The organism is Arthrobacter sp. U41 (assembly GCF_007679325.1).
Taxonomy (GTDB): domain Bacteria; phylum Actinomycetota; class Actinomycetes; order Actinomycetales; family Micrococcaceae; genus Arthrobacter.
This window is the reverse complement of record NZ_VEGI01000001.1, coordinates 1,529,988-1,553,424: the sequence shown is the minus strand read 5'-3', so window position 1 is coordinate 1,553,424 and position 23,437 is coordinate 1,529,988. Positions and strand designations below refer to the sequence as shown.

Genomic DNA, 23,437 nt, shown 5'->3' with positions numbered 1-23,437 from the left:
CCTACGCTGGAGGTGACCCATCTCAGTTGACGGGAAGGCGCCACCATGAGCTTTGAAGGAAAGTCCGGCCGGAATGTGCACGGGAGTGAACTCAGGCGCGGGCAGGAGGTCCGCGTACGGGTCGGTGACCAGGATCTGGGCGTCGGCATCGTCGATGAGGTGACGGCCGACGGCGGCAACGCCGTCTGGATCTTCTTCTCAGGGTCCGTGCCGCGCAGGGTCCCGACCGATCACGGCTCGACGGAGTTCACCGTGCTGGAGCCCGAGTCCCGGTTCGCGTAGGAGACCCGCCGCGCGCTCCTGGGCTGCCTGTCCTAATTCCCTTGGCCGGGAGCGCCACGGCCGGATCAGTGGTCGACGTCGATCGCTTTGGGCGCCGCGACCGAGCCGCGGCGAATTAGCTCGGCCATAAACTCCGGATCGGCCGCAGGCATCTTCCGGCCTTCGATTTGCCGGATCAGGGCCTCCGCAGCTGCAACACCCATGTCATACACCGGCTGCGCGATGACGGTGAGCGGCGGGGTGGTCAGCCGTGTCCAAGCGAAATCGTCATACATGAGGAAGGAGACATCCTGGGGAATCGACAGGTCAAGCTCCTGGATGGCCTCCACCACACTCAGGCCGATCAGCCCGTCGGAGGCGATGATCGCCGTCGCGGGGTCCGGGCGCTGGAGCAGCTCGCGGGTGATTTTCTTGATCGATTCGGCATCGCCAGCATTGAGCCGGATCAAGTCGTCCGGCAACTCCAAGTCGGCCTCAACGAACGCGCGCTTCATGCCGTCGCGACGGTCCGAAATCTGGGATGAGTCCAGCGGCATGCCGTCCCGGTACGGCCCGTCTGTCCTCAGCGTGGAGATGAACGCGATTCTGCGGTGGCCGGAGTTGATCAGGTAGGTGGTGGAATCGTGGGAGATGCCCTCCATGTCGACGGCCACTGTGTGGACGTCCAGCCCTGGCGCCTTTCGGTCCAGCAGGACCAGCGGGCGGCCGGACTCGTGAACGCGCCGTAAATGATGCGTTTCCACGGAAGACGCTGGCGCCACAATCAGGCCGTCCACCCGCTTGTCCAGGAGCACCCTGACAGCATCGATTTCGGCCGCGGTGTCCTCGTCGGTATTAATCAGGATGACGTTGAATCCGCTCCGCTTGGCGGTGTCCGTGATGCCCCGGGTGGCCAGGCCGAAATGGGGGTTTTCGATGTCGCCCACCACCACGCCGATGGTGTGTGATTTTCCCGTGTTCATGCTGCGGGCCAGCTCGTTGGGCCGGTAGTCCAGCTCTTCGGCGGCCGCCAGCACCCGCTCGCGGACGTCGTCGCTGACGGCGCCGTAGTTGCCGAGGGCGCGGGCCGCCTGGGCCTTGGACACCTGGGCGGCTCTTGCGACATCGGCGACAGTGACATCGCGGCGCCGGGAAGCATCACTATTCATTACGGCCTTTCGTAGCGGACCCTTGACGCCGGATGTGGCTTCGATTACATTTCTAGCAATCGATGTGAGTCCGGTCTCAATCCTAGGCACTGAGACCGGACTCAGCAAGACCGCATCGACAATCCCGCACCACGGGTCTCAATGCCCGTCTACCTCACCCCTCACCCCCATGATTGGAAACGCTGTGAACACAGGAAATAAGATGCGCCCTGTGGCGCTCATCGCCGCTGCTGTGGCCGCGGTACTGGCCTTGTCCGGCTGCGGCGGTACGTCCTCCGCTTCGTCTACGCCGGCGGACAACCCCTACGGCCTGATTGAGCCCGGCACCATTCGCGTCGCCAGCCTGGGCGACTCCAAGCCCTACACCTTCGCCGACGCCCAGGGGAACTTCACCGGCTTCGACGTCGAACTCTTCAAGGATGTCGCCCACCGCGCCGGAGTCGACAACGTCGTCTTCACCGGACAGGACTTCTCGGGACTGCTGGCCGCCGTCGCCAACGGCCAGTTCGACGCCGGCGTCGCGGCGATCGGCATTACGGACAAGCGCAAGCAGACCGTCGACTTCTCCGACGGCTACCTGGCCGGTTACCTGACCGTCATCACCACCAAGACCTCGGGCATCGCCAACGCCGACGGGCTCTCCGGCAAGCGCCTCGGCGTCGTGCAGGGAACGCTCCAGGAGGCCTATGCCGTCAAGAACTTCACCGCCGCGGACCTTGTCCGTTTCCCGGACAACAACACCGCCATCTCGGCGGTGAACAGTGGATCCATCGACGCACACTTCCTGGACTACGAGGCGGCGAAGGCCTACCAGGAACAGTACGGACTGGTCAGCGCCGCGGACATCCCGTCCTTCGATGCGCCGGCCGGGTTCGCCGTGGCGAAAGGCAAATCGGCCTTCAGGGACGCCCTCAACAAGGGTCTCGCCGAAGCCATGGAGGACGGCACCTGGAAGAAGCTGTACGAGAAGTGGTTCCCGGGCTCCCCGATGCCCGAGCAGTACCTGCCGAAGGCGGAACAGACGGCCAGTCCGACGCCGAGCAAGTAAACGGCCCAGCAGCCACCTGACCGGGCGGGTCGCACCGTGCGGCCCGCCCGGCATCCATAAACCATCTACGTTTGAGAGCAACCATGGACTGGTTAAGCACCATCACCCGCACCTTCTTCGACTTCGGCGCAATGGCCGAAGTCCTGCCCCAGCTTCTGGGAGTCGGACTCCTTAACACCCTTATCATCTCCATTGCCGCAACGATCATCGGCGTTGTCCTCGGGATGGTGGTCGCCGTGATGGGGATTTCCCCGTCCAAGTGGCTCCGTATCCCCGCACGGATCTACACCGACCTTTTCCGAGGCCTCCCCGCCATCCTGACCATCCTGCTGATCGGCCAGGGGTTCGCCCGCTTCAGCCAGTCGATTTTCGGCCCCTCGCCCTACCCTTTGGGAATCATCGCCCTGAGCCTGATCGCCAGCGCCTACATTGGCGAGATCTTCCGGGCCGGCATACAGAGCGTGGACAAAGGCCAGGGCGAGGCCTGCCGTGCTCTGGGCATGAGCTACGCGAAATCCATGGCCCTGGTGGTGGTGCCGCAGGGCGTCCGCCGGGTCCTGCCGGCGCTGGTGAACCAGTTCATCGCGATCGTCAAGGACTCCTCGCTGGTCTACTTCCTGGGCTTGCTGGTCTCCGAACGCGAATTGTTCCGCGTGGGCCAGGACGCCGCAGTCCTCTCCGGCAACCTCTCGCCGCTGGTCCTGGCCGGGATCTTCTACCTGCTGATCACGGTGCCCCTGACCCATCTGGTCAACTACTTCGACAACCGCTTCCGCACCGGCCGGCGGCGCCCCGCCGCGCCCAGTAGCGGCCTCAAGGAAGTCAAAGAACTCGCCGCGGCCTCACCGCTGACAACCGGGAGCAACACATGAGCCTCGCAAGCAACACCGCCAGCACCGGCAACATCGCCCCGGACATCGAGACCTTCCAGGGCTCCAGCCTGGAACTGAAAAACCTCACCATGGCTTACGGCGATATCGAGGTGCTCCGCAATGTCAGCCTCACCGTCGCCCCCGGCACCACCACCTGCATCATCGGCCCCTCCGGCTCCGGCAAATCCACCCTCCTCCGCGGCGTGAACCGCCTGCACGAACCCAAGAGCGGGGACGTGCTGCTAGCAGGCGAGAGCGCGCTGGACGTCAAACCGGATCTCCTGCGCAGCCGCATCGGCATGGTGTTCCAGCATTTCAATCTCTTTCCGGACCATACCGCCCTCGAAAACGTGGCACTGGCACTCTGGAGCGTCAAAGGAATGCCCAAGGCCGAAGCCAGGGAGCGCGCCCACCGCCGCCTCGCCGAGGTGGGTCTTGCCGAACGCGCCGACCACCGGCCCCGGGACCTCTCCGGCGGGCAGCAGCAGCGTGTTGCCATTGCCCGCGCCCTGGCCATGGAACCGGAAGTCATGCTCTTCGACGAGGCCACCAGCGCGCTGGATCCGGAACTGGTCAAGGGGGTGCTGAACCTGATGGCCGGCCTTGGCCGCCGCGGCATGACCATGCTGGTGGTCACACATGAGATGGGGTTCGCCCGAAAAGTCGCCGATCAGGTGGTCTTTATGGATGAAGGCGAGGTTGTCGAGTCAGGCACTCCCGCCGAACTCTTCGACAACCCGCAAAGCGAACGCCTCCAGCGATTCCTTTCGGAAGTGCTCTGATGGAGACCCTGGAGGGAAACACCGCAGCGGCGCCCATCCGCACAGCCGTCGTCGGCTTCGGGGTCTCGGGCAAGGTCTTCCACGCTCCGCTGATCTCGGCGCAGTCCGCCTTCTCGCTGGACGTGATCGTCACGGCCGATCCTGGCCGCGCAGCTGAGGCGGCACAGCTCTACCCGCAGGCCCGGATCGTCCCGACGCCCGAGGCCCTGTTCGCCCTCGCCGGCGACCTGGACCTCGTGGTCCTCGGCACGCCCCCGCTGATGCACTTCGACCTCGCCGCGACTGCCATCGCCCACGGCCTGCATGTGGTGGTGGACAAGCCGTTCGTCACCACGGCGGCGCACGGCGCAGAGCTCATCGCCCGGGCGTCCGACGCCGGGGTGAAGCTCACGGTGTTCCAGAACCGGCGGTGGGACGCCGATTTCCTAACGCTTCAAGAACTTCTCCGGGTCGGGGCGCTGGGTGAAGTCCGCAGCTTCGAGTCGCGCTTTGAGTGGTGGCGGCCGGAAGGCTTCGGAAACTGGCGGGACACGGCGGCAGCGTCCGACGGCGGCGGCATGCTCAACGACCTCGGCGCCCACCTGATCGACCAGGCCATTCAGCTCTTCGGCCCTGTGGCCGAAAGCAACGGCGAGACAGCCAACCATGGACATCCCGACGGAGCCGATACCGAGGCCTTCGTTTCGCTGCTCCACGAATCCGGGGTCCGGTCACGGCTATGGATGAACGGCATGGCAGCAAAGGTCGGCCCCCGTTTCCACGTCCTGGGGTCCCGGGCCGGGTACACGAAGTGGGGCCTGGACAGCCAAGAGCCCGCCCTCGCAACCGGCATGACGCCGTCGGATCCCGCCTACGGCGTGGACCCCGAGGACTCCTGGGGGCGCATTGGCGTGGATGGAGCCACCCAGCCGGTACCGGCCAAAAGGGGCGCCTACCCCGAGTTCTACACCCGGCTGGCGGCAGCCATCCGGGGCCAAGGACCGCTGCCGGTCGACCCCGAAGAATCACTCAACGTGCTGAAGGTCATCGAGAACATCCGAGCCTTCGCCCAGGCCTAACCGTCCTAACCGCATCCCCCACGGGGACCTGCACAACCCCAAGCACCTGCAAAGAAAGGGAGAATCATGTCCTCCACCCCCTCCACCAAGCGCGTGGCCGTTATCGGCGCCGGCATCCTCGGCGTCTCCACCGCCGTCCACCTGCTCCGCGAAGGCGCATCCGTCATCCTGTTGAGCGAAGAGGGCCTGGCCAGCGGCGCCACGGGCCGCTCGCTGTCCTGGCTGAATTCCGCCGGCGAGCGGTCCACCCCCTACCACCAGCTCCGCGTGGCCGGCGTGGACCGCTACCGCACGCTCTTCGCCTCGGACCCGGGCCGGGACTGGCTGCAATTCGGCGGCGGCCTCATGTGGAACGCTCCCGGACAGCGGGCCGCCACGGAAGCGCGCCACAACTACGAGACGTCCATCGGCTACGACTCCAAACTCCTGGCACCTGAACAGATTTCCGCCACAACACCCGGCCTCGACCCGGAGGCCGTAGCGGAGAAGGCCATCTTCAATCCCGGCGAAGGCTGGGTCAGCCTGCCCGAACTGGTGGACTTCCTGATGGAGGAGTTTCACTCCCTCGGCGGGGAGCTAGTCCTCAACGCCGGCAAGGTCTCCGTCGCAGTCGGCGCCGGCCGGGCCACCGGCGTCGAGACGGCGGCAGGAGAGATTTATGAAACGGACGCCGTGCTCGTGGCCTGCGGGGCTGCAACGCCTGCCGTCGTCGCGCCCCTCGGCGTCGAGATCCCGAACGGATCCCCGGTTTCCATGCTGGTGCTGACAAAGCCTTTGGACCACGAAATGAAGGCCGTGCTGAACACCCCCCGGGCCGCCGTCCGGCCCAACCCCGGCGATGCGCTGGCCCTGGACCACGACTGGTACGAGGAGCGCATCACCGAACACGCCGACGGCTCCTTCAGCATCCCCGATGACGTGGTCCAGGAACTGGCCGATGAAGCCTCCAAGCTCATCGCGGGCAACCCCGAACTCAAACCGGCCTCCTGGAAGCTCGGGTACAAGCCGATTCCCGGCGACGGCGAGCCGGTCCTCGGTGAACTCGGCCAGGTGCCCGGCTGCTTCGTGGCCTTCACACATTCGGGGGCCACGCTGGGCCTCATCGCGGGCGAACTCCTTGCGGGCGAGATTCTGACCGGCGCTAAGCACCCGCTGCTGGCCACCTTCCGGCCGGGACGCTTTTCGTAGGCGGCCAACTTCCGCGAAGTCTCCACACCGGGTTCGCCGGAAACCTGCGGGCTTGCCGACCTTCCGGCGACCCCGCGGGTTTCCGGCGAACTCGGCAGTGGGGGACCCGGGAGGCGGGGCAGCGCTACGGCAGCCGCGACGGCCGCAGCAAGCTCGGCGTGCCGGCGAGAGCAGGGTCCAGGGGCACCGGGCTGACCAGCACGGCCGGGCCGCGGTGCAGCAGGCCGTCCGACAGCGGCTGGCAGCGCACACCTCCCCTCCCGCGCATGGCGGCGTGTGCTCCGGGGGCCAGCATCCGGTCCATCCAGGCACAGGGGTGGGCCGGCCGCCCCGCCCGGAGCCTCACTATTTCCCCGCCCGATTCCAGCGCGAAGTCGTGGCCCAGCAGGGGAGCCAGGTGGGCGCCCCTGAGAACCACATTGCGCCGGGTCAACAGCGGGTCAAACGGCCCGACGCCGAGCTCCGTGGCCATCGCTTCGAGGGCTTCGGCGGCGACCAGGGTGACGGCCGCATCCATGTGCGCCGCCTTGCCGAAAAACCGGTCGCCGACGATCCCCTTGCCGGCCACCAGTTCCACCCGGTCCGCGTCCGTCGTGGGGACGTCGGCTGCGCCCTCGCGGGCGCGGCCGAAGTACGCGTGAGCGGGCGACACGAGGAGGTGCAGAATCTCGACGTCGTACCTGTAGCTTGCCGTCATGTCCCCAAACTATCCTCCCCGGCCACGGACGGCACCTCGGCGCCGGAGCGGGTTCCGGGCAGGACCGCCACGGCACAGCGAGGCGTACCCTGAGCCTATGGACTCCGAGGTCCGGAATCTGCGGCTCCCCACGGGCATCTCGGTGCCGTGCCTCGTTCAGGGAAGCGCCGACGCGCGGCCGCTGTTGCTGTTGCATGCCTGGGGCGAATCCCGCCGAAGCTTCGACCGCCTTGTGCCCCGGCTGGCTGACTTCAGGGTCTACGCGCCCGACCTCCGCGGCCAGGGCGGGGCGGACAAACCCGCAGACGGGTATTCGCTGGCGGAACAGGGCGGGGACGCCGCCGCAATCCTGGACGCCCTCAACGTGCCGAAGGCATTTGTGCTCGGTTCCTCCAGTGGCGGCTACGTGGCCCAGCAGCTGGCCGTCGGGTACCCGGAGCGCGTCGCAGCGCTGGTGCTGGTGGGCGCTCCCTTGAGCCTGCGGGGCCGGCCTGCATTCGCGGACGAGGTCGATCGCCTCACGGACCCCATCGACGAGGACTGGGTGCGCAGTTCGCTGTCCTGGTTTCCCCTCCTGCATCCGGTGCCGCGGTGGTTCATCGAGGACCGGGTGCAGGACGGCGTCAGGATGCCCGCGCACGCATGGAAGCGCATCCTGGCGGGCCTGTGTGCCGCCACTCCGCCCACCGAATCCGGAACGATTCATGCGCCCACCCTGATCCTGTGGGGAGCGCACGACGGCGTGCTGCCGCGGCGGCACCAGGAGGCCCTGGCGGCACGAATAGCGGGCGCCGAGTTGAAGGTCTATCCCGGCGTCGCGCACCTGGTGCTGTGGGAATGCCCCGAACAGGTGGCTGCGGATGCGACGAAATTCCTGAGCTCCGTCGGCTGAGGCCGGCAGGAGTTCTTCTCCTCTGGCGCAAACCACGCGTCCGGAGCACAATGCGAGACATCAACGGAGAGGAACGTGGGACTGTGGAATCTGCAAATGAGAACGTGGTCAAGCGGCTGGTGGCGTGCCTCAATGACCGTCGGGTTGAGCTGATGGATGAGCTGTTCCACGACGACGCCGTGATGCACTGGCCGCAATCCGGTGAACTCGTCCGCGGCGCCGAGAACCGGAGGGGCATCTACAGTGCCTTCCCGCAACTGCCGACCATCACGCCCCGCCGGCTGGTCAGCGGCGGGGACCTGGTGGTCCTGGAGGCGTCACTGGACTACGAGGGCCCGACGTATGAAACGGTCTTTATCTTCGAATTCCGGGACGGCAAGATCGCCAAGGAGACGGCGTACTGGAGCGAAGCCTTCGAGGCGCCGGCATGGCGTGCCCAGTGGGTTGAAAAGGCCTAGCCGGAGATCAACGCGCGGCCTCCCCGACGCCGGCTTCGAGCCCCGTCCACCCGCGACGATGAAGGCCCGCCAGGGCTGATCCGCGGCGCAACCGCCCATGCAGCGTAAGACGGCGACGGCGGGGCATGTCCCGCCGTCGCCCTCTTTCGTTATTCCTTTGGTGCGCCAGTCCGGAGTGCAATGATGGTCGCCATGAACATCGTCGAGTTTCTGGAAGCGCGCATCGCGGACGAAGAAGCAGCTATCCGGGATGGCATGTTCGTTGTCGGCACGTCGGATCGCCCGGAAGACGGAGGGGACGGCAAGGGTTCCCTCGGCGAGCGGATGGAGGAGGAGTGCGCGCAGAAAAGGGCCATCATCGCGAGTTGGAAACAAGCTGCCGCGGACGAGGGAATCGAGGATCCCGCGGACGCTGAGGGGACGGTTGCCGTCGCCCGCCGGGCCATGCTGACCATTTTGGCCGGGTCCTATCGGGAGCACCCGGACTACGATCCGGGATGGTCGCCGGATCTGCCCACGGACGTGCCGGCTGAATAGCGCCGGCTACTCGGCGGAGGGCCGCCTGCGCTGCAGTTTCGTCGCCGACCGCTGGCCCTTGGCCGCGAGGCGGCGCTGCTTCGATCCCCGTGTGGGTTTGGTCGGCCGGCGGCTGGCAGCCTCGGGGGCAAGACCCTCCGCCACAAGTCCCGCGAGCTTGGCCAGGGCGATCTCACGGTTGCGCAGCTGGGAGCGCCGCTCGGACGCCGTCACTGTGATCACCCCGGCGACTAGACGTCGTCCCAGCCGGGTGGTTAGCAGCAGCCGCTGCTCTTCCGAAAGCGCCGCCGAGGCGGCGATGTTCCATGAGAGTTCGGCGCGGCTGTCCGAGGTGTTGACGTGCTGGCCGCCGGGCCCGGACGACCGCGAGAACCGCCAGCCCAGCTCCGATGCGGGAATCGTGAGCGCGGGTGACACCTCCAGATCCATGGAACTAGCGTCGCACGATAGTCGTCGGTTCGCCGCCTGGGGCCCCGGCCCCGCCGGATGCCAGCCGCAGCCGGCCCACCCGCTCACCGAGGATCCGCCGGGCCTCCCCGGGCAGTCCCTCGTCGCTGATCAGCTCGTCCGCTTCCTCCAGGCCGGCGATGGTGCTGATGCCGAAGGTGCCCCACTTCGTGTGGTCAGCCAGCACCACCACCCGGCGGGCCGCGGCCACGAAGGCGCGGTCCGTCTCCGCTTCCAGCACGTTCGGCGTCGTAAAACCCGCGTCGGCATCCACACCGTGGACGCCCAGGAACAGCACGTCCAGGTGCAGCTGCTTGAGGGCCGACGTCGCCAGCGGCCCCACCAGGGCATCGGAGGGCGTGCGCTCGCCGCCGGTCAGGATCACGGTGGACGGGGACGAACTCTGGTGGAAGACGTCGGCAACGCGCACCGAGTTGGTCACCACGGTGATTCGGGGCCCGGCGGACAGCAGCTGCGCCAGCGCCCAGGTGGTGGTGCCCGCGCTGAGGCCTACCGCCATGCCTTCGCGCACCTGGGCCGCGGCCTCGTGCGCGATCGCCATCTTCTCGTCCTGCAACTGCGTCACCTTCAGCTCGAAACCGGGCTCATGGGTGCTCACCGCGCCGGGCAGCTTGGCTCCGCCGTGGATTTTTTCCACCGCGCCCGCCGCGTCCAGTGCCTCGATGTCCCGCCGGACGGTCATGAGGGACACGCCCAGCATCCGGGCGAGGTCCGCGACGCGGACGATCCGCTCGCGCTGGACCTCCGCGATGATGGCGGAGTGGCGTGCTGCGGCGAGCATTCTGCGTCCTTCGTGGGGTTCCGGCGTGGATTCGGGGGAGCGGGAAGCAAAGACTGCCCCCGCGCCCTCCAACACATCCTAATGTCCGTACCTGCCAAACGCACACACTTTCTGCTTCATTTTGTGCTCTATTGTTTGAAAATGTTTTGTCGTGTACAACTGAAACCATGACGCGAACCACCATGACCCGCCTGGCCGACGGCCGCGAGATCCTCTATTTTGACGACACCGGGACGGCGGAGCGGCCCGCCGCCTCCCTCGTGGACCACCGCGAGCTGCCCGCCCGCCCCGAACCGGGCCAGCTGCGCTTCGATGCGCTCAGCGGGGAATGGGTCGCCGTCGCCGCGCACCGGCAGTCGCGCACGCACCTGCCGCCGGCGGACCAGTGCCCCATCTGCCCGACGACGCCGGCCAACCGGACCGAGATCCCGGCGCCGGACTACGACGTCGCCGTCTTTGAGAACCGCTTCCCCTCCCTGGGACCTGCCGCGCACGACGTCCCGCCGGCGCCCGGCTGGGGGACCACCGCGCCCGCCGTCGGCCGCTGCGAGGTGGTGGCCTTCACCCCGCAGCACACCGGGTCCTTCGCCGAGCTGGGCTGGCGCCGCACCCGCACAGTGATCGACGCCTGGGCCCACCGCACGGAAGCGCTCAGCGCACTGCCCGGCGTCCAGCAGGTCTTTCCGTTCGAAAACCGGGGCGCCGACATCGGCGTCACCCTGCACCACCCGCACGGGCAGATCTACGCGTACCCCTACGTCACGCCCCGCGCCGCGGTCCTGGCGGCCGCAGCCGGCGCCTACTCGGCCGCGTCCGACGGCGGGGCGACGCTCACGTCCTCCCTGCTCCGGGCCGAACGCCACGACGGCAGCCGCATGGTGCTCGAAGGCGAACACTTCAGCGCCTACGTCCCCTTCGCGGCCCGCTGGCCCCTGGAAGTCCACCTCGTCCCGCACCGCCAGGTCCCGGACCTCGCCGCCCTGAACGGGGCCGAACGCGACGAGCTTGCGGAGCTCTACCCCGAACTCCTGAAGCGCTTCGACGCCCTCTACCCGACGCCCACCCCCTACATCGCGGCCTGGCACCAGGCTCCGCTGGAACCGGCGATGCGACGGGACGGCCACCTGCACCTGCAGCTGACCTCGCCCCGCCGCGCCGCGGACAAGCTCAAGTACCTGGCCGGCTCCGAAGCCGCCATGGGAGCTTTTATCAACGACACCACGCCGGAATCCGTCGCCGCCCGGTTGCGGGAAGTGGCCAGTGAGCCCGCAAGCCGCACCACCCTGACCCCGGAAGGCGCCCCCGCATGAACACCACCACCTGCACCGACGCCGGCGGCGTGGCGGACAGCCTTGCGGACCGGTTCGAGGCCACATTCGGCGCCGCCCCGGACGGCGTCTGGGCCGCTCCGGGCCGGGTCAACCTGATCGGCGAGCACACCGATTACAACGAGGGCTTCGTCCTGCCCTTCGCGATCGACAAGCGGGCCAGGACCGCAGTCCGGCTCCGGGAGGGTTCCTCCGGTAAAGACAGCCGAGTCCGGCTTCTCTCCACGTTTGGCGACCAGGGGCTCGTCGCGGCCGACGCCGCCTCCCTGTCGCCGGGCGCCGTCAAAGGCTGGGCCAAATACCCGCTGGGAGTGGTCTGGGCCCTGCAGCAGCGCGGCCTCGACGTCCCGGGATTTGACCTCCTCCTCGACTCAAACGTCCCGCTCGGTGCCGGCCTGTCTTCCTCGCACGCGATCGAATGCGCCGTCGTCACTGCCATGAATGATCTGCTCGGCGCCGGACTCACCGCCGAGGACATGGTCACACTCACCCACCATGCCGAAAACGCCTTCGTCGGCGCGCCCACCGGCATCATGGACCAGTCGGCGTCGCTGCGCGGCGCCCGCGGACACGCCGTCTTCCTTGACTGCCGGGACCAGTCCGTGGAGCTCGTCCCGTTCCAGGCGCAGGACGCCGGTCTGGTTCTGCTGGTGATCGACACGAAAGTGGCGCATTCCCACGCCGACGGCGGGTACGCGTCCCGCCGGGCGTCCTGCGAGCTCGGCGCCGAGGTCCTGGGCGTCAAAGCCTTGCGGGATGTCGGCGTCGCGGACCTTGAGGAGGCCGGCGGCCTGCTCGATCCGGTGACGTTCCGGCGGGTGCGTCACATCGTCACCGAAAACGACCGTGTGCTGCAGGCCGTGGACACGCTCCGGTCCCAGGGGCCGGCCCGGATCGGCGCCCTCCTTGATGCCAGCCATGCCTCCATGCGGGACGACTTCGAGATCTCCTGCCCGGAGCTGGACCTTGCCGTGGACACGGCCCGCAGCCACGGCGCCATCGGGGCCCGCATGACCGGAGGCGGCTTCGGCGGCTCGGCGATCGCCCTCACCCCGGTGCGGGACGAGCGGCAGGTCCGTGACGCCGTCGTGCATGCGTTCGTGGACGCCGGTTTCACCGCGCCGGACTTCTTCACGGTCACGCCGGCTGCCGGGGCAGAGCGCCTGTCCTGACGTCCTCCCCACCGGCCCCCTCGCCTCGCACGCTCGGCCAGGGAACCCTGCCGGCGTGGGCCCAAGCGGCCGTTCAGGCCGCTCAAAAGGGCGGTTATGTAGCAGTCGATGAGGCGGGGCGGTCCGGACAGCCATCCGCTGCGACTCGGTGTGGCGAACCTGGGCGTTGTCGAACCTGGGGCTGTCGAACCTACTGCAGCGGCAGGAACAGCACGGTGTATATGCCGAGTGCGGCGAGGACCACGACGCTGCCCGCGATGGCCGCCGTCGCCCGGACGCTCGCGGTCATCACGCCTCCGCCGATGCCGCTGGCGGCCCGGTGGTAGCGGCGGCGCTGCGTGACGGCAATGCCCAGCGCCACCAGCAGTGAAGTAGCCACCAGAGTCCCGACGAACCAGCCGTAGTGGGGCATCCAGCGCAGGAAAATGCAGGCGGCCGTGATCAGCGTCAGGGCGGTCCTGCGCCAGGCGAGGTCCGTGCGTTCGGGCTGGAGCCCCGGGTCGTTGTGCACCGCCGCCGCCCTGGTCCGTGCCATGGCTAGGCCGGCCGCCAGATCACAAAAACGATCAGCACGGCCGCGACAAGTGCCCCGCCGGCCGCCAGGATGGGAGCGATCAGGGGCAGCGGAAGCGGTGCCTGCCGGCGCATGGCCCGTTCCACATTGAGCCAGCGGAAGAAGGACCCGCCGCCGGTCACCAGCCCCAGCAGGAGCAGCAGAACGGCGACGGTCTTGCGGACCTCGGGGGTGAAAAGTTCCAAGGTGAAGGCCTCGACGGCGATGCCGCCGGCCACCATCGCCAGCGAGGTCCGGATCCACGCCAGGAACGTGCGCTCGTTGGCCAGCGTGAACCTGGGATCCGGTTCGGTCCCCCCGCCCAGGGCCCAGGCCGAGATCCTGCGCCGGCTCCGGTCAGGCTCGTCCGCGGCGGGAGTCGCTCTGGGGCCGGTCCCGGTGTCAGTGCCGGCGGGGGCCGGGGCGGGGCCGCCGGGTGCCTCGCGGCCGGTGGATGAGGTGTCTGGGCCTTCTTCGTGCGCGGTCATAGTGCTTTCAGGATGTCACCTGGGGAGGCGATTCCGCACTTCAACGGCAATGGCGGCCGGCGCCTCAGTTATGAACGGCCGCAAACAGGTTCAGGCTCGCGGAGAACACCAGCCATGAAACGTAGGGCAGCATCAGCAGCCCGGCTGTCCTGCTGATCGGCCCGAAGTGGAGGACAGCCAAGGTTGCCGCCACGGCATGGGCCCCGATCACAATCAGCGCCAGCCACAGCGCCGCGGTCCCCAGCATCGGGTACAGGCCGAAGAACATCAGCGGCCACGCCAGGTTCAGCAGCAGGAGAGCGCCGTAGACCTTGAGCGCGGCCCTCCGCGGGAAGTGCCGCTGCCGCCACACCAGCCACACGGCCACGGCCGCGGCCGCGTAGAGCCCCAGCCATACCGAGCCGAAAATCCAACCGGGCGGTGTCCATGGCGCCTTGTCGGCCAAGGCGTACCACGTGCCGTTCATCCGGATCGGCAGGGAGCCCAGCAACGACACCAGCCAGGCCATCGCCAGGAAGCCGATCAATGCCGGACCCTGCCGCTGCCAGGGGCGATCGCTGGGCAGCGCCGGGCGCGGGGGAGCTTCTTCAACGTTGGCCAGCACTGACTTACTGTGAACAATCAGGGGGTTGTACGTCAAACCGACGCCGCGCAAAGTGGCGGCCACCCGCAGGTCCGGGAGTCAGGCCGACGGAACCCGCAGCACGTCCACGGCGGCCAGCAGATACGGCACCGGATCCGGGTCCATGCCCTCAGCCCACTGCATCCATGCGTCAAAGGTCGCCGCCAGATAGGCCGCGCACAGGCAACCCGCGGGGCCCTCGGGAACCCCGCGGTCCATAAGATAACGCCTCGCTCCGTCGCGCTGGGGAGCCAACGAACCGTAGCTCCGGCTGGCAAGCTCGGGATGCCGGGCGATCAGGCGCAGCCGCCCCCGCGACACCGCCAGGTCGGGGATCACGGCCACCCCGGCGATCGCGGCGGCCCGCAAACCCGCCATGATGCCGTCATCGCCCGCCCCCCGGACGCGGGCCTCCTCCAGGACCAGTCCGGATGCGCGGACAACCGGTTCCATGCCGCCCCAGATGAGATCGGCCTTGCTGGAGAAATACCGGTAGAGGCTCTTGCGGCCGATCCCGGCCGCGCGTGCGATGTCCTCCATGGACGTCTGTTCGTAGCCGTTCTCGGCGAAGAGCTGGAGCGCGAGGCCAGCGATGGCATCCGGATCAATGGTCACCGGGCGCCCGGAGGAACGCCGTTCTGAGGGCTTGGAGTCTTGCGCGGGCATCCCACCAGTATTCACCCTTTCATAATGACACAGCGTGTCATAAGGTGGAAAATGACAGCATCCCGCAATGTTCGGAAAGGCATCATGGGCAACGACGCTTCATGGCAGGAAACCATCACCGCAGGCCGGTTCGCCGGCCAAACGATCATCGTCACGGGCGCCGGTTCGGGCATCGGCCTGGCCACGGCCCTGCGCGTAGCCGGGGAAGGCGGCCGGGTCATCGCCGCCGACATCAGCTCCGAGCGGCTGGACGCCCTGGTTGCCGGGAACGCCGGTCTGGACCTGGTCCCCGTGGCCGGCGACATTTCGACCGAGGAGACCGTGGCCGCCGTCGTCGCCGCCGCGGGCGGCAGGGTGGACGCACTGGCGAACGTCGCGGGCATCATGGACCACTTCGCGCCGATCCACGAGGTGGACGACGACACCTGGGACCGGGTCTTCAGGATCAACGTCACCGCCCTCATGCGCCTGACCCGCGCCGTGGTGCCGCTGATGCTCGAGGCCGGGGCCGGCTCGGTGGTCAACGTCGCCTCCGAGGCCGGCCTGCGCGGTTCCGCCGCCGGCGCCGCGTACACCGCGTCCAAGCACGCCGTCATCGGGCTCACCAGGAACTCCGCGGTGATGTACGGGCCGCAGGGCCTGCGTTTCAACGCGGTGGCCCCCGGCGCCACCATCACCAACATCGAGGCCACCTGGGGTTCCCAGCTGGCCGCCGAACGGCTCGGCCCGCTGATGGGCGCGAACATCCCGGCGCCGGCCACCGCGGCCCAGCTGGCCGCCTCGATCACCTTCCTGCTCAGCGACGACGGCACCAACATCAACGGCGCCATCCTCGCCTCCGACGGCGGCTGGTCCGCGGTCTGACAGCCGGCAGCACTCCGGGAGCGGACGACGGCGGGAGCTCCCCGCCGTCGTCCGCTCCTGTTTTCGTGGCTTGGCCGCCGGGACTTTGATTCGCATACTGGGAAGAAGGAAGCCGGGCAGGCAACGGGGAGGGTAGTGATGGACAGCGGGTCGGGCGGAGCGTTACGGCGCCGGGTGGAACGCGCAGCGGAACTCCGGGCGCTGCGGGTCAGCGGACTGACCCTCCAGGAAGAGCAGGAACTGGCTGCCGCCGAAGAGAAGGAACGGGACCTGCGCGCGCGGTTCGACGAAGCCACCAGAGCCGAATACCTGATCCGCGATGCCATGGCGCAGGGAAAGTTCGACCACTTGAAATACGCCGGCAAACCCATACCCGGGCTGGGGGAGACGTACGATCCTGACTGGTGGGTCAAGGGCCTGATGCAGCGTGAAAACATCACCGGAATGGGACCCAAAGCCATCCTGCTCCGCACGGAGGACGCCGGGCTGGACGCCCGGATCGGCGAATTGCACTCCGAGAAGCAGGTCCGCGAGCTCCTGGAGGATTTCAATGCCCGGGTTGTTGACGCCCGGCGGCAACTGCAGGGCGGTCCGCCCGTCGTGACGGAAACGCGTGATATCGAAGCGGAAGTCCGGCGCTGGGTGGAACGCCGTGCCGCGCTCGCAGCCGCCGTCGCTGAGCAGGAAACGCAGCAAACGCCGGAGATCCGTCGTCCTTGGTGGCGGCGGATCTGGTCCGGTTCCTAGCAGGGTGCTGCGCTTCCGTGCCCAATCACGTTCCCAGGTACGTGGCCAATCACGTGCCCAGGCCGGCGGTCCGGCGGAACCCGGCCCCGGCACCAGCCGGAACCGGGTTGCGCCCGTGGGGTCAGTACCCCGCGATCTGGGCCAGGTAGCCGTAGAACTTCCCCTCGGCCGGGCGGAACGGGTCGCCCTCAAAGCCGAAGCCGCGGTTGTCCTCGTTGTAGGCGGCGGTGAGTTCAAGGAACCGGGACATCGCTTCCTTTCCTGAGCCCTCACACGCGCCTTCGCTGATGCACAGCGCCAGCGAGCCCGCGACTGCGGGGCTGGCGAAGCTGGTTCCGTGGGCCACTCCATAGCCGCCGGGAGCCGTGGAGGTCATGCAGACCCCGGGTGCGGCGATAGTGTGGGCCTTATCCGCGGATCCGCTGGCGTAGTTGGAGAAGTAAGCCGGGAAGTCATCCTTTTGCCCCACCTTTGACCAGTCTTCGGTCCCACAAAGCGGGGACTTCAGGCTGTCAGGCTTGCCGTCGAAGTCCGCTATGGCCGTGGCGGTCAGCACCTCGTCGTAGGTGGCCGGGACAAAACCGGCGATGTCCTGGCCGGAGTTCCCGGCCGCAACGGCATACACGACTCCGGCGTCGACGGAACGGCAGATGGCGTAGTGCATCGGGTCCGTTCCCTTGCCGCAGTTCTCGGTTTCGGCGCCCGGGCCGCCAATGCTGATGTTGGCCACCGCGATGTCGTTCTCCGGGTCATCGTCGTTGAGGGTCGCGGTCACCCAGTCGATGGCACAGATGAGCATTTCCTCGGTGATCAGGCCGGCGTCGTCAACCACACGGATGGACCACAACGGGGTGCCCGGCGCCGTGCCGATCACGCCCAGATTGTTGTCCTTGGCGCCGATCACCCCGGCCACGAAGGTTCCGTGTCCAACGGTGTCCGTGGAGGTGACCTTCACCGGGGAGCCGGTGGAACAGTCGATGCCACCTTGTACGTTCAGGTCCGGGTGGCTGCTGTCGATGCCGCTGTCGATCACCGCCACGTTGACGTCGACAGCGTCCCGGGCCTGGGGCAGTTGGCCGCCGTCCGGGAGGGAACCGCCGATTCGCAGCCACCACAGCGGCGCCACCTGGTTGTTGGGCCCCGGATCCTCCGGCTGGTCGAACTCCCTGGCCACGGTAATGAAATCAACCCCGGGATCTGCCGCGAGGCGGGCCGCGGCGGACGGCGTCATGGTGGCGGCGTACCCTTTCACGGCATTGCGGTAGACCGTGGAAACAGCCAGACCGTACTTTCCTTGCTGGGCCGAGGCTGCTGTTCCGGCGTCAACGGCGCCGTCTTTCAGCACCACGATGTAATCCTGTTTCTGCTCGGCGCCGGTTGAGGGCACGGCGGCAACGAGGCTTCCGGCCACGGCCAGGCTCAGCGCCGCAAGGCCGCCGAGGATTCCCCGGATCCGTTGCCTGGCCTTGGGTGGGGGAGCAGATTTCCCGGGATCTTTGCGTCGACCCGCGGTGGCGGGCGCTGGTTGTCGCAATATTCCCGGACGGCGGACGTAGCTGAACATGGTGGCCTCCATTTTTGCGTCTTCGCTATTGAGCGCCCCCCGCTCCTTAGCTTAGGCCAGCGATTGGATATTGCCCACGGACCTTAGGATTTTCTTGGAGCGACCTGTGAAATCACGCCGACGGCGGGAGGCTTAGGCGCGGAGCCAGTCCTGCTCGAAGCCGGGATGGTCGTAGTAGGGAAGGGCCAGGGCATAGAGCGACTGTTCCATCCACTCGAGGGATTGCGGGACCCAGCCCAATTCCGGGCCGGTATCGCTGACCATCGCTGCGAGGGCCGACTGACGGGCGGATTCCACAATGCGGATCAGGCGCCGCTTGGCCTCGCACTCGAGCAGCAGGCGCTGTTCGTACCAGGCGCCGGATTTCGAGACAGCCCGGTCGCTGAGAAGCGTCCGCGCCACGGCCTCGTCCTCGGTGATCCGTTCGGACAGGAATTCCACGATGTCCACACCGCGAGCGTACGCGCGCTTGGGCCCCGGCAACCAGCGCCGGGTGCCGGATACGCTGTGGAACCTTAGCGTGCTGCCAGGTTTTCCGCGTCCTCGGGCGCAATGAAGTGGCAGGACCCCTCATGCCGCTCGGACAGGACACAGGTCCGGCCCGTGGGCAGATGCACGTTGCCGCAAAGCCCGGTAATCGCCACGTCCTCGCGGACATGCAGGCTGCTGAGGTCGGGACGTTCCTGGCTGGTCTCGTGGATCCGGGGGCCGCCGGGGGAGTTGGGTTCTGGACTGGTCATGTCTGCTGCTCCTTGGAGGGTTTGCCGTGCAGGAAGGTGTCAGTCTCGAATGGCTCCGTAATCCAGTTTCACACCGCCGCGTTAACTGTGGGTTACCAGCCCGTAAGATTCTTGTCTCCGGTCCGCTGCCGGGGCGGGTTCACCGGTGCACGTCGGCGGCGAGCGGGATCTCCAGGCACCCGGCGGCGGCGTCCCACCTGCTCGCCGTCCCGAGATGGCGGCTGAGCCGTTGCATCCGTTCTGCGATCTGCCGGGAGCTCCTGCCCGCCAGCCTTGCCTGGAAATCAGTGATCATTGTCGGATACAGCCACAGCGTCCGGGGCGTGCCGGCGTCGGTGTGGAGCAGGAAAATGAATGACTGGTCGTTGCGTTCCACCGGATCCACCGCATAATCGTCCACGAAGTCTCCGGCGCTGTAGATGACGGGCCTGCCCTGAAAGACCTCGATGCCGCGGAAGATGTGCGGCGAGTGCCCGAAAACGACGTCGGCACCCGCCTCGATCAGTGCCCGCGCCAGTCCGCGGTGCTCGGACGGCACCCCGGAGCCCCAGTTCGGCCCCCAGTGCGCGGACACAATCAGGAACTCCACGCGGGCCTTCGTCCGACGGACCAATGCCAGCAGGTCCGCCACCCTGCGGTCGCTGTCCACCACCGGCACAAAGAAGACGCCGGGCCCGCCATCTGCTTCCCAGTCCGGCTGGTTGTCGGTAAACGCAACGAGACCGACGGCGGTCCCTGACACGCGGCGCACCGCGGGCCGGCGGGCGGCGTCGCCGTCGACACCGGCCCCGGCATGCAGGATGCCGGCCGAGTCGAGCGCGGGCAGCATCTCCCGGAAGGCCCCGGCCCCGTAATCCAGGACATGGTTGTTGGCCAGCGACACCATCCCGATCCCCGCGGCGCGGAGGCTCGCCACATTCCTCGGGTCAGAGCGGAAATGGAACACCTTGCCGGCCTGCGGTTCGCCGCCGGCAGCCAGGACGCATTCAAGATTGGCGATCCTGAGGTCCGCCCTGCCCAGAACGGTGTGGGTATCTCCCCACGGATAAGCAGCGCCGGCCCGCCGCAGCCGCTCATTGACCAGGCGGCCCAGCATGACGTCGCCCACCAACGCAATTAACATGGCAACCCGCCCGTCGGCGCTTCCCCGGAATGTTCCCGGTCCTTCTCCCAGCATGGACCGTCCCACGGATCCTGGCCAGCCGCCGTCAGGCGTCAACCACAATATAGTCAGCTTGCTTATTACTTTGTGGCTTCCTAGAGTTGATCCTGTCAGGCATCAAAATTCCCCGAGCGGGGATCCGGCCCGTCCAAAGGCCGCGGATCCTCCCCGGGCACCAAGAGGAGGACCCATGTCCCAGCACAACATTGCCGGTAAGAAAGTCGCCTTCCTGCTCACCGACGGCGTGGAGCAGGTGGAACTGACCAGCCCTTGGAACGCCGTGAAGGAGGCCGGGGGCGAGCCCACCCTGGTGGCGCCCAAGCGCGGAACGCTTCAGGGCTACGACGGCACCGAGAAGGGGCAGACGTTTGATGTCGACATGGCGGCCTCCGAGGCCAACGCCGCTGACTTCCATGCCCTTGTGATCCCCGGCGGCGTGGTCAACGCGGACCATCTCCGCGCGGACAAGGACGCCCAGGCTTTCACCCGGGCCTTCTTCGAGCAGCACAAGCCGGTGGCTTCGATCTGCCACGGCCCTTGGCTCCTGATCGAGGCCGGTGTCATCAGCGGCCGGAACGTCACGTCCTACTACACGCTTCAGACCGACCTGAAGAATGCCGGTGCCAACTGGAGCGACCAGGAAGTAGTGGTGGACCAGGGGCTGGTGACCAGCCGGAACCCGCACGATCTCCCCGCCTTCAACGACAAACTGCTGGAGGAAATCGAGGAAGGCGAGCACGCCGGACAGACAGCCTAAGCGGCGGCAATGCCCTGACGAGGGGACAGCGGCGGAGGCCTACCGTGAAGGCCCGATTTGGGGCAGGATATGCCGTGTAAATGTGCGTCGGCCGCGCCGCGACATGGCACGCTTGCCGGCATCCCAGCTGCAAGGAGTCCCGGATATGACAACGCTGAACCCGTACCTGAGTTTCCGCGACAACGCCAAGGAAGCCATGACCTTCTACCAGTCGGTCTTCGGCGGTGAACTGCACATGAGCACCTTCGGCGAATACCACGCCAGCGAGGATGCATCCGAGCAGGACAAGATCATGCACGCCATGCTGACCACTGACAAGGGCATGGTGCTGATGGGCGCGGACACGCCCAACGGTATGGACTTCACACCCGGCAACAGCATCTCCGTGTCCCTGAGCGGCTCGGACGAAGCAGAACTGCGCGGCTACTTCGACAGACTCGCTGAAAGCGGGAAGGTAACAGTTCCCATGGAGCAGGCGCCGTGGGGAGACGTCTTCGGCATGTGCACGGACAAGTTCGGTACTGACTGGCTGGTCAACGTCGGTCCGGAGGCGGTCCAGGGCTAGCGCAGGCGGGCGAGGTCCAGGGCAGGGTTCGCAGGTAATAAAGGATCCGGCCGTGTTCCCCTCCCTCAGGGGCGCGGCTATCCTGAAGGCGGCCGGGACACAGCATCATCGAGTCCACCTGTCCGGCTCAGAGAGGCACGCCATGAGCGAGAAGCTGCACATCACACCGGAGGATGAATTCCCGGAGGACCTCAGCAAGGTGGGGGACAAGGACCTTCAGGTCCTCGACAGCCAGGTCCAGCGGCAGCTGGACTATGAGTACGTGGCCGACGGGGAACCGAATCCGGAAACCGAGTTCAGGCACTACGACCTTGACGAGGAGTTCAGCGAGCGGGACAAGCGGGAGGACTGACCGGCGGAATTCTGTCAGTATGCTTAGCGGACGCTGACACTCGGCGGGGAAACACCGGACAGAAAAGAGCCCACCATGAGCAGGCCCGACCGTCTAGAGATCGAGGCCGCAGGCCATGTGGGCCATGTGTTCGTCTCGGCGGGCCAAGCCGGCCCGGCGGGCGGCGGGGCGGCGCGCCCCGCCGTCGTGCTGATCCACGGGATCGGTGTCTCACATCGCTATCTCGGCAGGCTCCACCGGCACCTGGCGGAGTCAGCCGACACGTACTCGATCGATCTCCCCGGCTTCGGAGCCACCCCACATCCCGAACACGCTCTTTCGGTCGCGGACCACGCCACCTACATTCTTGGGGCGCTGGAGCAGCTGGGCGTCCGGGAGTTCGTGTTGGTCGGACATTCAATGGGCGCCCAGTTCGCGATTGAAGCCGCGCTTCAGCAGCCCGGGCGCGTGTCCCGTCTTGTCCTGATGGCGCCGGTGGTCGATTCGAAACGGCGCACCATCATGCAGCAGGCCCTCGCGCTCGGCCGGGACAGCCTGTTCTTCGAGAGCCCGTCCGCCAACGCCCTCGTCTTCACGGACTATCTCCGCTGCGGTCCCGGCTGGTACCTGAAGACCCTGCGCGTCATGATTGGCTACCCCACGGAGCAGAAAATTGCCGGCGTGACCGCCCCGGTCCTGTTGGTGCGCGGCGCGAACGATCCCGTAGCCTCGGCTGAGTGGTGCCGCCGGCTGGCCGCCCACGCGGCCGAGGGGCGGTTACTCGAAGTCCCAGGCAGCGGGCACGTCGTGCAGCACAACCGCTCCGCGGAAGTGGCGGCAGCCATCCTGGAATTTGCCGGGATCCGCCAGCGCGCAGGGGAGGCCACCCAAGGACACCCGGCGTGAGCGGGGTGCTGAGCGGGGCGCTGCAGACCGCCCGCTGGTGGGTCCAGGACTATGTGTATGCCGCGGGCCGGCAGATCCTCAGCGCCGCCTCCCGCACCAAGCCGGAGGATTTCCTCTCCGGAACCCGGCGGCCCGTCGTGGTGATTCCGGGAGTGTATGAGGACTGGCGCTTTATGCTGCCGCTCGTGAAGCGGCTTCATGAGGCGGGCCATCCGGTGCATGTGCTGGCGCTGCTGCGCCGGAACCGGCACGCGGTGCCCAAGGCCGCGGACTCGATCGCCGGGTACATCCGGGAACGTGAGCTGACGGACGTGATGATCGTCGCGCACAGCAAGGGCGGACTGATCGGCAAATTCGTGATGATGCAGCTGGATCCGGAGCGCCGGATCGCGGGCATGGTGGCGGTCTGCACGCCGTTCTCCGGATCGCGCTATGCGTCGTTCATGCTGCTGCCGAGCCTGCGCGCCTTCTCGCCACGGAGTGCGGTGACCATGCAGCTCGCGCGGGAAGAACGCGTCAACCAGCACATCACGTCGGTCTACGGAGGCTTCGACCCGCACATCCCCGAGGGCAGCGTGTTGCCCGGAGCCCGGAACATCCAGCTGGACACCGCCGGGCACTTCCGGATCCTGGCCGATGAGGAGACCGTCCGGACCATCCTCGACATCGCGGCCGCGCCTTAGCACCGGGCCTTGCCGGACGTTCGGCCACCGGACGGCTAGTCTGTCAGTAAACTTATCAATTTCCGGACCCCGGACTGA

30 protein-coding genes are annotated in these 23,437 nt (G+C 67.5%); 18 read left to right on the top strand and 12 right to left on the bottom strand.

Annotated elements, in window-relative coordinates; translation table 11 throughout:
- The first annotated feature begins 45 nt into the window (after window positions 1-45).
- Window positions 46-282 (top strand): hypothetical protein, encoded by a 237-nt coding sequence (locus FS787_RS07245; RefSeq protein ID WP_144671514.1) that lies wholly within the window; start codon window positions 46-48, stop codon window positions 280-282.
- Between the two features lie 65 nt (window positions 283-347).
- Here the strand turns inward: FS787_RS07245 and FS787_RS07240 are convergent, their stop codons facing one another.
- Window positions 348-1,430: a LacI family DNA-binding transcriptional regulator gene (locus tag FS787_RS07240; protein WP_144671513.1), complete on the bottom strand. Its 1,083-nt coding sequence runs from the start codon at window positions 1,428-1,430 to the stop codon at window positions 348-350.
- A 202-nt stretch (window positions 1,431-1,632) separates the two neighbouring features.
- On the opposite strand from FS787_RS07240, the gene FS787_RS07235 reads away from it, so the two are divergent.
- The 5 genes from FS787_RS07235 (at window position 1,633) to FS787_RS07215 (ending at window position 6,378) form a co-directional block, all read left to right on the top strand.
- Window positions 1,633-2,478 carry an ABC transporter substrate-binding protein gene (locus FS787_RS07235; RefSeq protein ID WP_144672034.1) on the top strand — a complete coding sequence of 282 codons (846 nt, stop codon included), beginning with the start codon at window positions 1,633-1,635 and terminating at the stop codon, window positions 2,476-2,478.
- A gap of 83 nt (window positions 2,479-2,561) precedes the next feature.
- A complete protein-coding gene (locus FS787_RS07230; protein ID WP_056430206.1) occupies window positions 2,562-3,350 on the top strand; it encodes an amino acid ABC transporter permease in 789 nt (262 codons plus the stop codon).
- Complete coding sequence (locus FS787_RS07225; RefSeq protein ID WP_144671512.1) at window positions 3,347-4,132, top strand: amino acid ABC transporter ATP-binding protein; 786 nt, start codon at window positions 3,347-3,349, stop codon at window positions 4,130-4,132. The genes FS787_RS07230 and FS787_RS07225 overlap by 4 nt, the downstream gene beginning before the upstream one ends.
- The gene (locus FS787_RS07220) at window positions 4,132-5,190 is read left to right on the top strand and encodes a Gfo/Idh/MocA family oxidoreductase (RefSeq protein WP_144671511.1); all 1,059 of its coding nucleotides are present in this window, start codon (window positions 4,132-4,134) and stop codon (window positions 5,188-5,190) included. Before FS787_RS07225 ends, FS787_RS07220 begins: the two co-directional genes overlap by 1 nt.
- A 66-nt stretch (window positions 5,191-5,256) precedes the next feature.
- Window positions 5,257-6,378: an FAD-binding oxidoreductase gene (locus FS787_RS07215; RefSeq protein ID WP_144671510.1), complete on the top strand. Its 1,122-nt coding sequence runs from the start codon at window positions 5,257-5,259 to the stop codon at window positions 6,376-6,378.
- Window positions 6,379-6,502: 124 nt separating this feature from the next.
- Here the strand turns inward: FS787_RS07215 and FS787_RS07210 are convergent, their stop codons facing one another.
- Window positions 6,503-7,075: an MOSC domain-containing protein gene (locus tag FS787_RS07210; protein WP_144671509.1), complete on the bottom strand. Its 573-nt coding sequence runs from the start codon at window positions 7,073-7,075 to the stop codon at window positions 6,503-6,505.
- A gap of 97 nt (window positions 7,076-7,172) precedes the next feature.
- On the opposite strand from FS787_RS07210, the gene FS787_RS07205 reads away from it, so the two are divergent.
- From FS787_RS07205 to FS787_RS07195, 3 genes are all read left to right on the top strand, one after another.
- Window positions 7,173-7,967, top strand: a complete 795-nt coding sequence (locus FS787_RS07205; protein ID WP_144671508.1) for an alpha/beta fold hydrolase — start codon at window positions 7,173-7,175, stop codon at window positions 7,965-7,967.
- A gap of 83 nt (window positions 7,968-8,050) precedes the next feature.
- Window positions 8,051-8,425, top strand: coding sequence for a nuclear transport factor 2 family protein (locus FS787_RS07200; protein ID WP_260982433.1), 375 nt, complete (start codon window positions 8,051-8,053; stop codon window positions 8,423-8,425).
- A 192-nt stretch (window positions 8,426-8,617) separates the two neighbouring features.
- The gene (locus tag FS787_RS07195; RefSeq protein WP_144671506.1) at window positions 8,618-8,962 is read left to right on the top strand and encodes a DUF6221 family protein; all 345 of its coding nucleotides are present in this window, start codon (window positions 8,618-8,620) and stop codon (window positions 8,960-8,962) included.
- 6 nt (window positions 8,963-8,968) lie between these two features.
- On the opposite strand, the gene arfB is transcribed toward FS787_RS07195, so the two are convergent.
- A complete protein-coding gene (arfB, locus tag FS787_RS07190; RefSeq protein ID WP_144671505.1) occupies window positions 8,969-9,391 on the bottom strand; it encodes an alternative ribosome rescue aminoacyl-tRNA hydrolase ArfB in 423 nt (140 codons plus the stop codon).
- Window positions 9,392-9,395: 4 nt separating this feature from the next.
- Window positions 9,396-10,211, bottom strand: coding sequence for a DeoR/GlpR family DNA-binding transcription regulator (locus FS787_RS07185; RefSeq protein WP_144671504.1), 816 nt, complete (start codon window positions 10,209-10,211; stop codon window positions 9,396-9,398).
- A 167-nt stretch (window positions 10,212-10,378) separates the two neighbouring features.
- Here FS787_RS07185 and galT point away from each other — a divergent pair, with 167 nt between their 5' ends.
- Window positions 10,379-11,521, top strand: a complete 1,143-nt coding sequence (gene galT, locus FS787_RS07180) for a galactose-1-phosphate uridylyltransferase (protein WP_144671503.1) — start codon at window positions 10,379-10,381, stop codon at window positions 11,519-11,521.
- The gene (galK, locus tag FS787_RS07175; RefSeq protein ID WP_144671502.1) at window positions 11,518-12,711 is read left to right on the top strand and encodes a galactokinase; all 1,194 of its coding nucleotides are present in this window, start codon (window positions 11,518-11,520) and stop codon (window positions 12,709-12,711) included. Before galT ends, galK begins: the two co-directional genes overlap by 4 nt.
- Before the next feature lie 190 nt (window positions 12,712-12,901).
- Here the strand turns inward: galK and FS787_RS07170 are convergent, their stop codons facing one another.
- From FS787_RS07170 to FS787_RS07155, 4 genes are all read right to left on the bottom strand, one after another.
- Window positions 12,902-13,246 carry a DUF202 domain-containing protein gene (locus FS787_RS07170; RefSeq protein ID WP_144671501.1) on the bottom strand — a complete coding sequence of 115 codons (345 nt, stop codon included), beginning with the start codon at window positions 13,244-13,246 and terminating at the stop codon, window positions 12,902-12,904.
- Between the two features lie 2 nt (window positions 13,247-13,248).
- Complete coding sequence (locus tag FS787_RS07165; RefSeq protein ID WP_260982477.1) at window positions 13,249-13,605, bottom strand: DUF202 domain-containing protein; 357 nt, start codon at window positions 13,603-13,605, stop codon at window positions 13,249-13,251.
- Window positions 13,606-13,816: 211 nt separating this feature from the next.
- Window positions 13,817-14,356: a TspO/MBR family protein gene (locus tag FS787_RS07160; protein ID WP_313959640.1), complete on the bottom strand. Its 540-nt coding sequence runs from the start codon at window positions 14,354-14,356 to the stop codon at window positions 13,817-13,819.
- 78 nt (window positions 14,357-14,434) lie between these two features.
- The gene (locus FS787_RS07155) at window positions 14,435-15,040 is read right to left on the bottom strand and encodes a TetR/AcrR family transcriptional regulator (protein WP_144671499.1); all 606 of its coding nucleotides are present in this window, start codon (window positions 15,038-15,040) and stop codon (window positions 14,435-14,437) included.
- A gap of 84 nt (window positions 15,041-15,124) precedes the next feature.
- Here FS787_RS07155 and FS787_RS07150 point away from each other — a divergent pair, with 84 nt between their 5' ends.
- Complete coding sequence (locus tag FS787_RS07150; RefSeq protein WP_144672032.1) at window positions 15,125-15,904, top strand: SDR family NAD(P)-dependent oxidoreductase; 780 nt, start codon at window positions 15,125-15,127, stop codon at window positions 15,902-15,904.
- A gap of 138 nt (window positions 15,905-16,042) precedes the next feature.
- Entirely contained in the window at window positions 16,043-16,651 is a 609-nt protein-coding gene (locus FS787_RS07145) for a DUF1992 domain-containing protein (RefSeq protein WP_144671498.1), read from the top strand.
- A 121-nt stretch (window positions 16,652-16,772) separates the two neighbouring features.
- Here FS787_RS07145 and FS787_RS07140 read toward each other — a convergent pair whose 3' ends face one another.
- The 4 genes from FS787_RS07140 to FS787_RS07125 form a co-directional block, all read right to left on the bottom strand.
- A complete protein-coding gene (locus FS787_RS07140) occupies window positions 16,773-18,227 on the bottom strand; it encodes a S8 family serine peptidase (protein ID WP_260982432.1) in 1,455 nt (484 codons plus the stop codon).
- A gap of 120 nt (window positions 18,228-18,347) precedes the next feature.
- Entirely contained in the window at window positions 18,348-18,665 is a 318-nt protein-coding gene (locus FS787_RS07135; RefSeq protein WP_144671497.1) for a DUF6221 family protein, read from the bottom strand.
- A gap of 65 nt (window positions 18,666-18,730) precedes the next feature.
- Window positions 18,731-18,955 carry a hypothetical protein gene (locus FS787_RS07130; RefSeq protein ID WP_144671496.1) on the bottom strand — a complete coding sequence of 75 codons (225 nt, stop codon included), beginning with the start codon at window positions 18,953-18,955 and terminating at the stop codon, window positions 18,731-18,733.
- A gap of 139 nt (window positions 18,956-19,094) precedes the next feature.
- Window positions 19,095-20,078: a CapA family protein gene (locus FS787_RS07125; RefSeq protein WP_144671495.1), complete on the bottom strand. Its 984-nt coding sequence runs from the start codon at window positions 20,076-20,078 to the stop codon at window positions 19,095-19,097.
- Window positions 20,079-20,307: 229 nt separating this feature from the next.
- On the opposite strand from FS787_RS07125, the gene FS787_RS07120 reads away from it, so the two are divergent.
- The 5 genes from FS787_RS07120 (at window position 20,308) to FS787_RS07100 (ending at window position 23,359) form a co-directional block, all read left to right on the top strand.
- Window positions 20,308-20,874, top strand: coding sequence for a type 1 glutamine amidotransferase domain-containing protein (locus FS787_RS07120; protein WP_144671494.1), 567 nt, complete (start codon window positions 20,308-20,310; stop codon window positions 20,872-20,874).
- Between the two features lie 145 nt (window positions 20,875-21,019).
- Window positions 21,020-21,439: a VOC family protein gene (locus tag FS787_RS07115; protein ID WP_144671493.1), complete on the top strand. Its 420-nt coding sequence runs from the start codon at window positions 21,020-21,022 to the stop codon at window positions 21,437-21,439.
- A 142-nt stretch (window positions 21,440-21,581) separates the two neighbouring features.
- The gene (locus tag FS787_RS07110) at window positions 21,582-21,791 is read left to right on the top strand and encodes a hypothetical protein (RefSeq protein ID WP_144671492.1); all 210 of its coding nucleotides are present in this window, start codon (window positions 21,582-21,584) and stop codon (window positions 21,789-21,791) included.
- Window positions 21,792-21,866: 75 nt separating this feature from the next.
- Entirely contained in the window at window positions 21,867-22,676 is an 810-nt protein-coding gene (locus FS787_RS07105) for an alpha/beta fold hydrolase (RefSeq protein ID WP_144671491.1), read from the top strand.
- Window positions 22,673-23,359 carry a triacylglycerol lipase gene (locus FS787_RS07100; protein WP_144671490.1) on the top strand — a complete coding sequence of 229 codons (687 nt, stop codon included), beginning with the start codon at window positions 22,673-22,675 and terminating at the stop codon, window positions 23,357-23,359. Before FS787_RS07105 ends, FS787_RS07100 begins: the two co-directional genes overlap by 4 nt.
- Window positions 23,360-23,437: the final 78 nt, after the last annotated feature.

Coding starts and splice junctions, on each gene's coding strand:
- FS787_RS07125 (WP_144671495.1), bottom strand. CDS start 20,078: ATGTTAATTGCGTTGGTGGGCGACGTCATGCTGGGCCGCCTGGTCAAT.
- galK (WP_144671502.1), top strand. CDS start 11,518: ATGAACACCACCACCTGCACCGACGCCGGCGGCGTGGCGGACAGCCTT.
- FS787_RS07215 (WP_144671510.1), top strand. CDS start 5,257: ATGTCCTCCACCCCCTCCACCAAGCGCGTGGCCGTTATCGGCGCCGGC.
- FS787_RS07240 (WP_144671513.1), bottom strand. CDS start 1,430: ATGAATAGTGATGCTTCCCGGCGCCGCGATGTCACTGTCGCCGATGTC.
- FS787_RS07225 (WP_144671512.1), top strand. CDS start 3,347: ATGAGCCTCGCAAGCAACACCGCCAGCACCGGCAACATCGCCCCGGAC.
- FS787_RS07150 (WP_144672032.1), top strand. CDS start 15,125: ATGGGCAACGACGCTTCATGGCAGGAAACCATCACCGCAGGCCGGTTC.
- FS787_RS07130 (WP_144671496.1), bottom strand. CDS start 18,955: ATGACCAGTCCAGAACCCAACTCCCCCGGCGGCCCCCGGATCCACGAG.
- arfB (WP_144671505.1), bottom strand. CDS start 9,391: ATGGATCTGGAGGTGTCACCCGCGCTCACGATTCCCGCATCGGAGCTG.
- galT (WP_144671503.1), top strand. CDS start 10,379: ATGACGCGAACCACCATGACCCGCCTGGCCGACGGCCGCGAGATCCTC.
- FS787_RS07195 (WP_144671506.1), top strand. CDS start 8,618: ATGAACATCGTCGAGTTTCTGGAAGCGCGCATCGCGGACGAAGAAGCA.
- FS787_RS07220 (WP_144671511.1), top strand. CDS start 4,132: ATGGAGACCCTGGAGGGAAACACCGCAGCGGCGCCCATCCGCACAGCC.
- FS787_RS07185 (WP_144671504.1), bottom strand. CDS start 10,211: ATGCTCGCCGCAGCACGCCACTCCGCCATCATCGCGGAGGTCCAGCGC.
- FS787_RS07210 (WP_144671509.1), bottom strand. CDS start 7,075: ATGACGGCAAGCTACAGGTACGACGTCGAGATTCTGCACCTCCTCGTG.
- FS787_RS07230 (WP_056430206.1), top strand. CDS start 2,562: ATGGACTGGTTAAGCACCATCACCCGCACCTTCTTCGACTTCGGCGCA.
- FS787_RS07120 (WP_144671494.1), top strand. CDS start 20,308: ATGTCCCAGCACAACATTGCCGGTAAGAAAGTCGCCTTCCTGCTCACC.
- FS787_RS07110 (WP_144671492.1), top strand. CDS start 21,582: ATGAGCGAGAAGCTGCACATCACACCGGAGGATGAATTCCCGGAGGAC.
- FS787_RS07115 (WP_144671493.1), top strand. CDS start 21,020: ATGACAACGCTGAACCCGTACCTGAGTTTCCGCGACAACGCCAAGGAA.
- FS787_RS07170 (WP_144671501.1), bottom strand. CDS start 13,246: ATGGCACGGACCAGGGCGGCGGCGGTGCACAACGACCCGGGGCTCCAG.
- FS787_RS07105 (WP_144671491.1), top strand. CDS start 21,867: ATGAGCAGGCCCGACCGTCTAGAGATCGAGGCCGCAGGCCATGTGGGC.
- FS787_RS07140 (WP_260982432.1), bottom strand. CDS start 18,227: ATGGAGGCCACCATGTTCAGCTACGTCCGCCGTCCGGGAATATTGCGA.
- FS787_RS07235 (WP_144672034.1), top strand. CDS start 1,633: ATGCGCCCTGTGGCGCTCATCGCCGCTGCTGTGGCCGCGGTACTGGCC.
- FS787_RS07245 (WP_144671514.1), top strand. CDS start 46: ATGAGCTTTGAAGGAAAGTCCGGCCGGAATGTGCACGGGAGTGAACTC.
- FS787_RS07205 (WP_144671508.1), top strand. CDS start 7,173: ATGGACTCCGAGGTCCGGAATCTGCGGCTCCCCACGGGCATCTCGGTG.
- FS787_RS07145 (WP_144671498.1), top strand. CDS start 16,043: ATGGACAGCGGGTCGGGCGGAGCGTTACGGCGCCGGGTGGAACGCGCA.
- FS787_RS07155 (WP_144671499.1), bottom strand. CDS start 15,040: ATGCCCGCGCAAGACTCCAAGCCCTCAGAACGGCGTTCCTCCGGGCGC.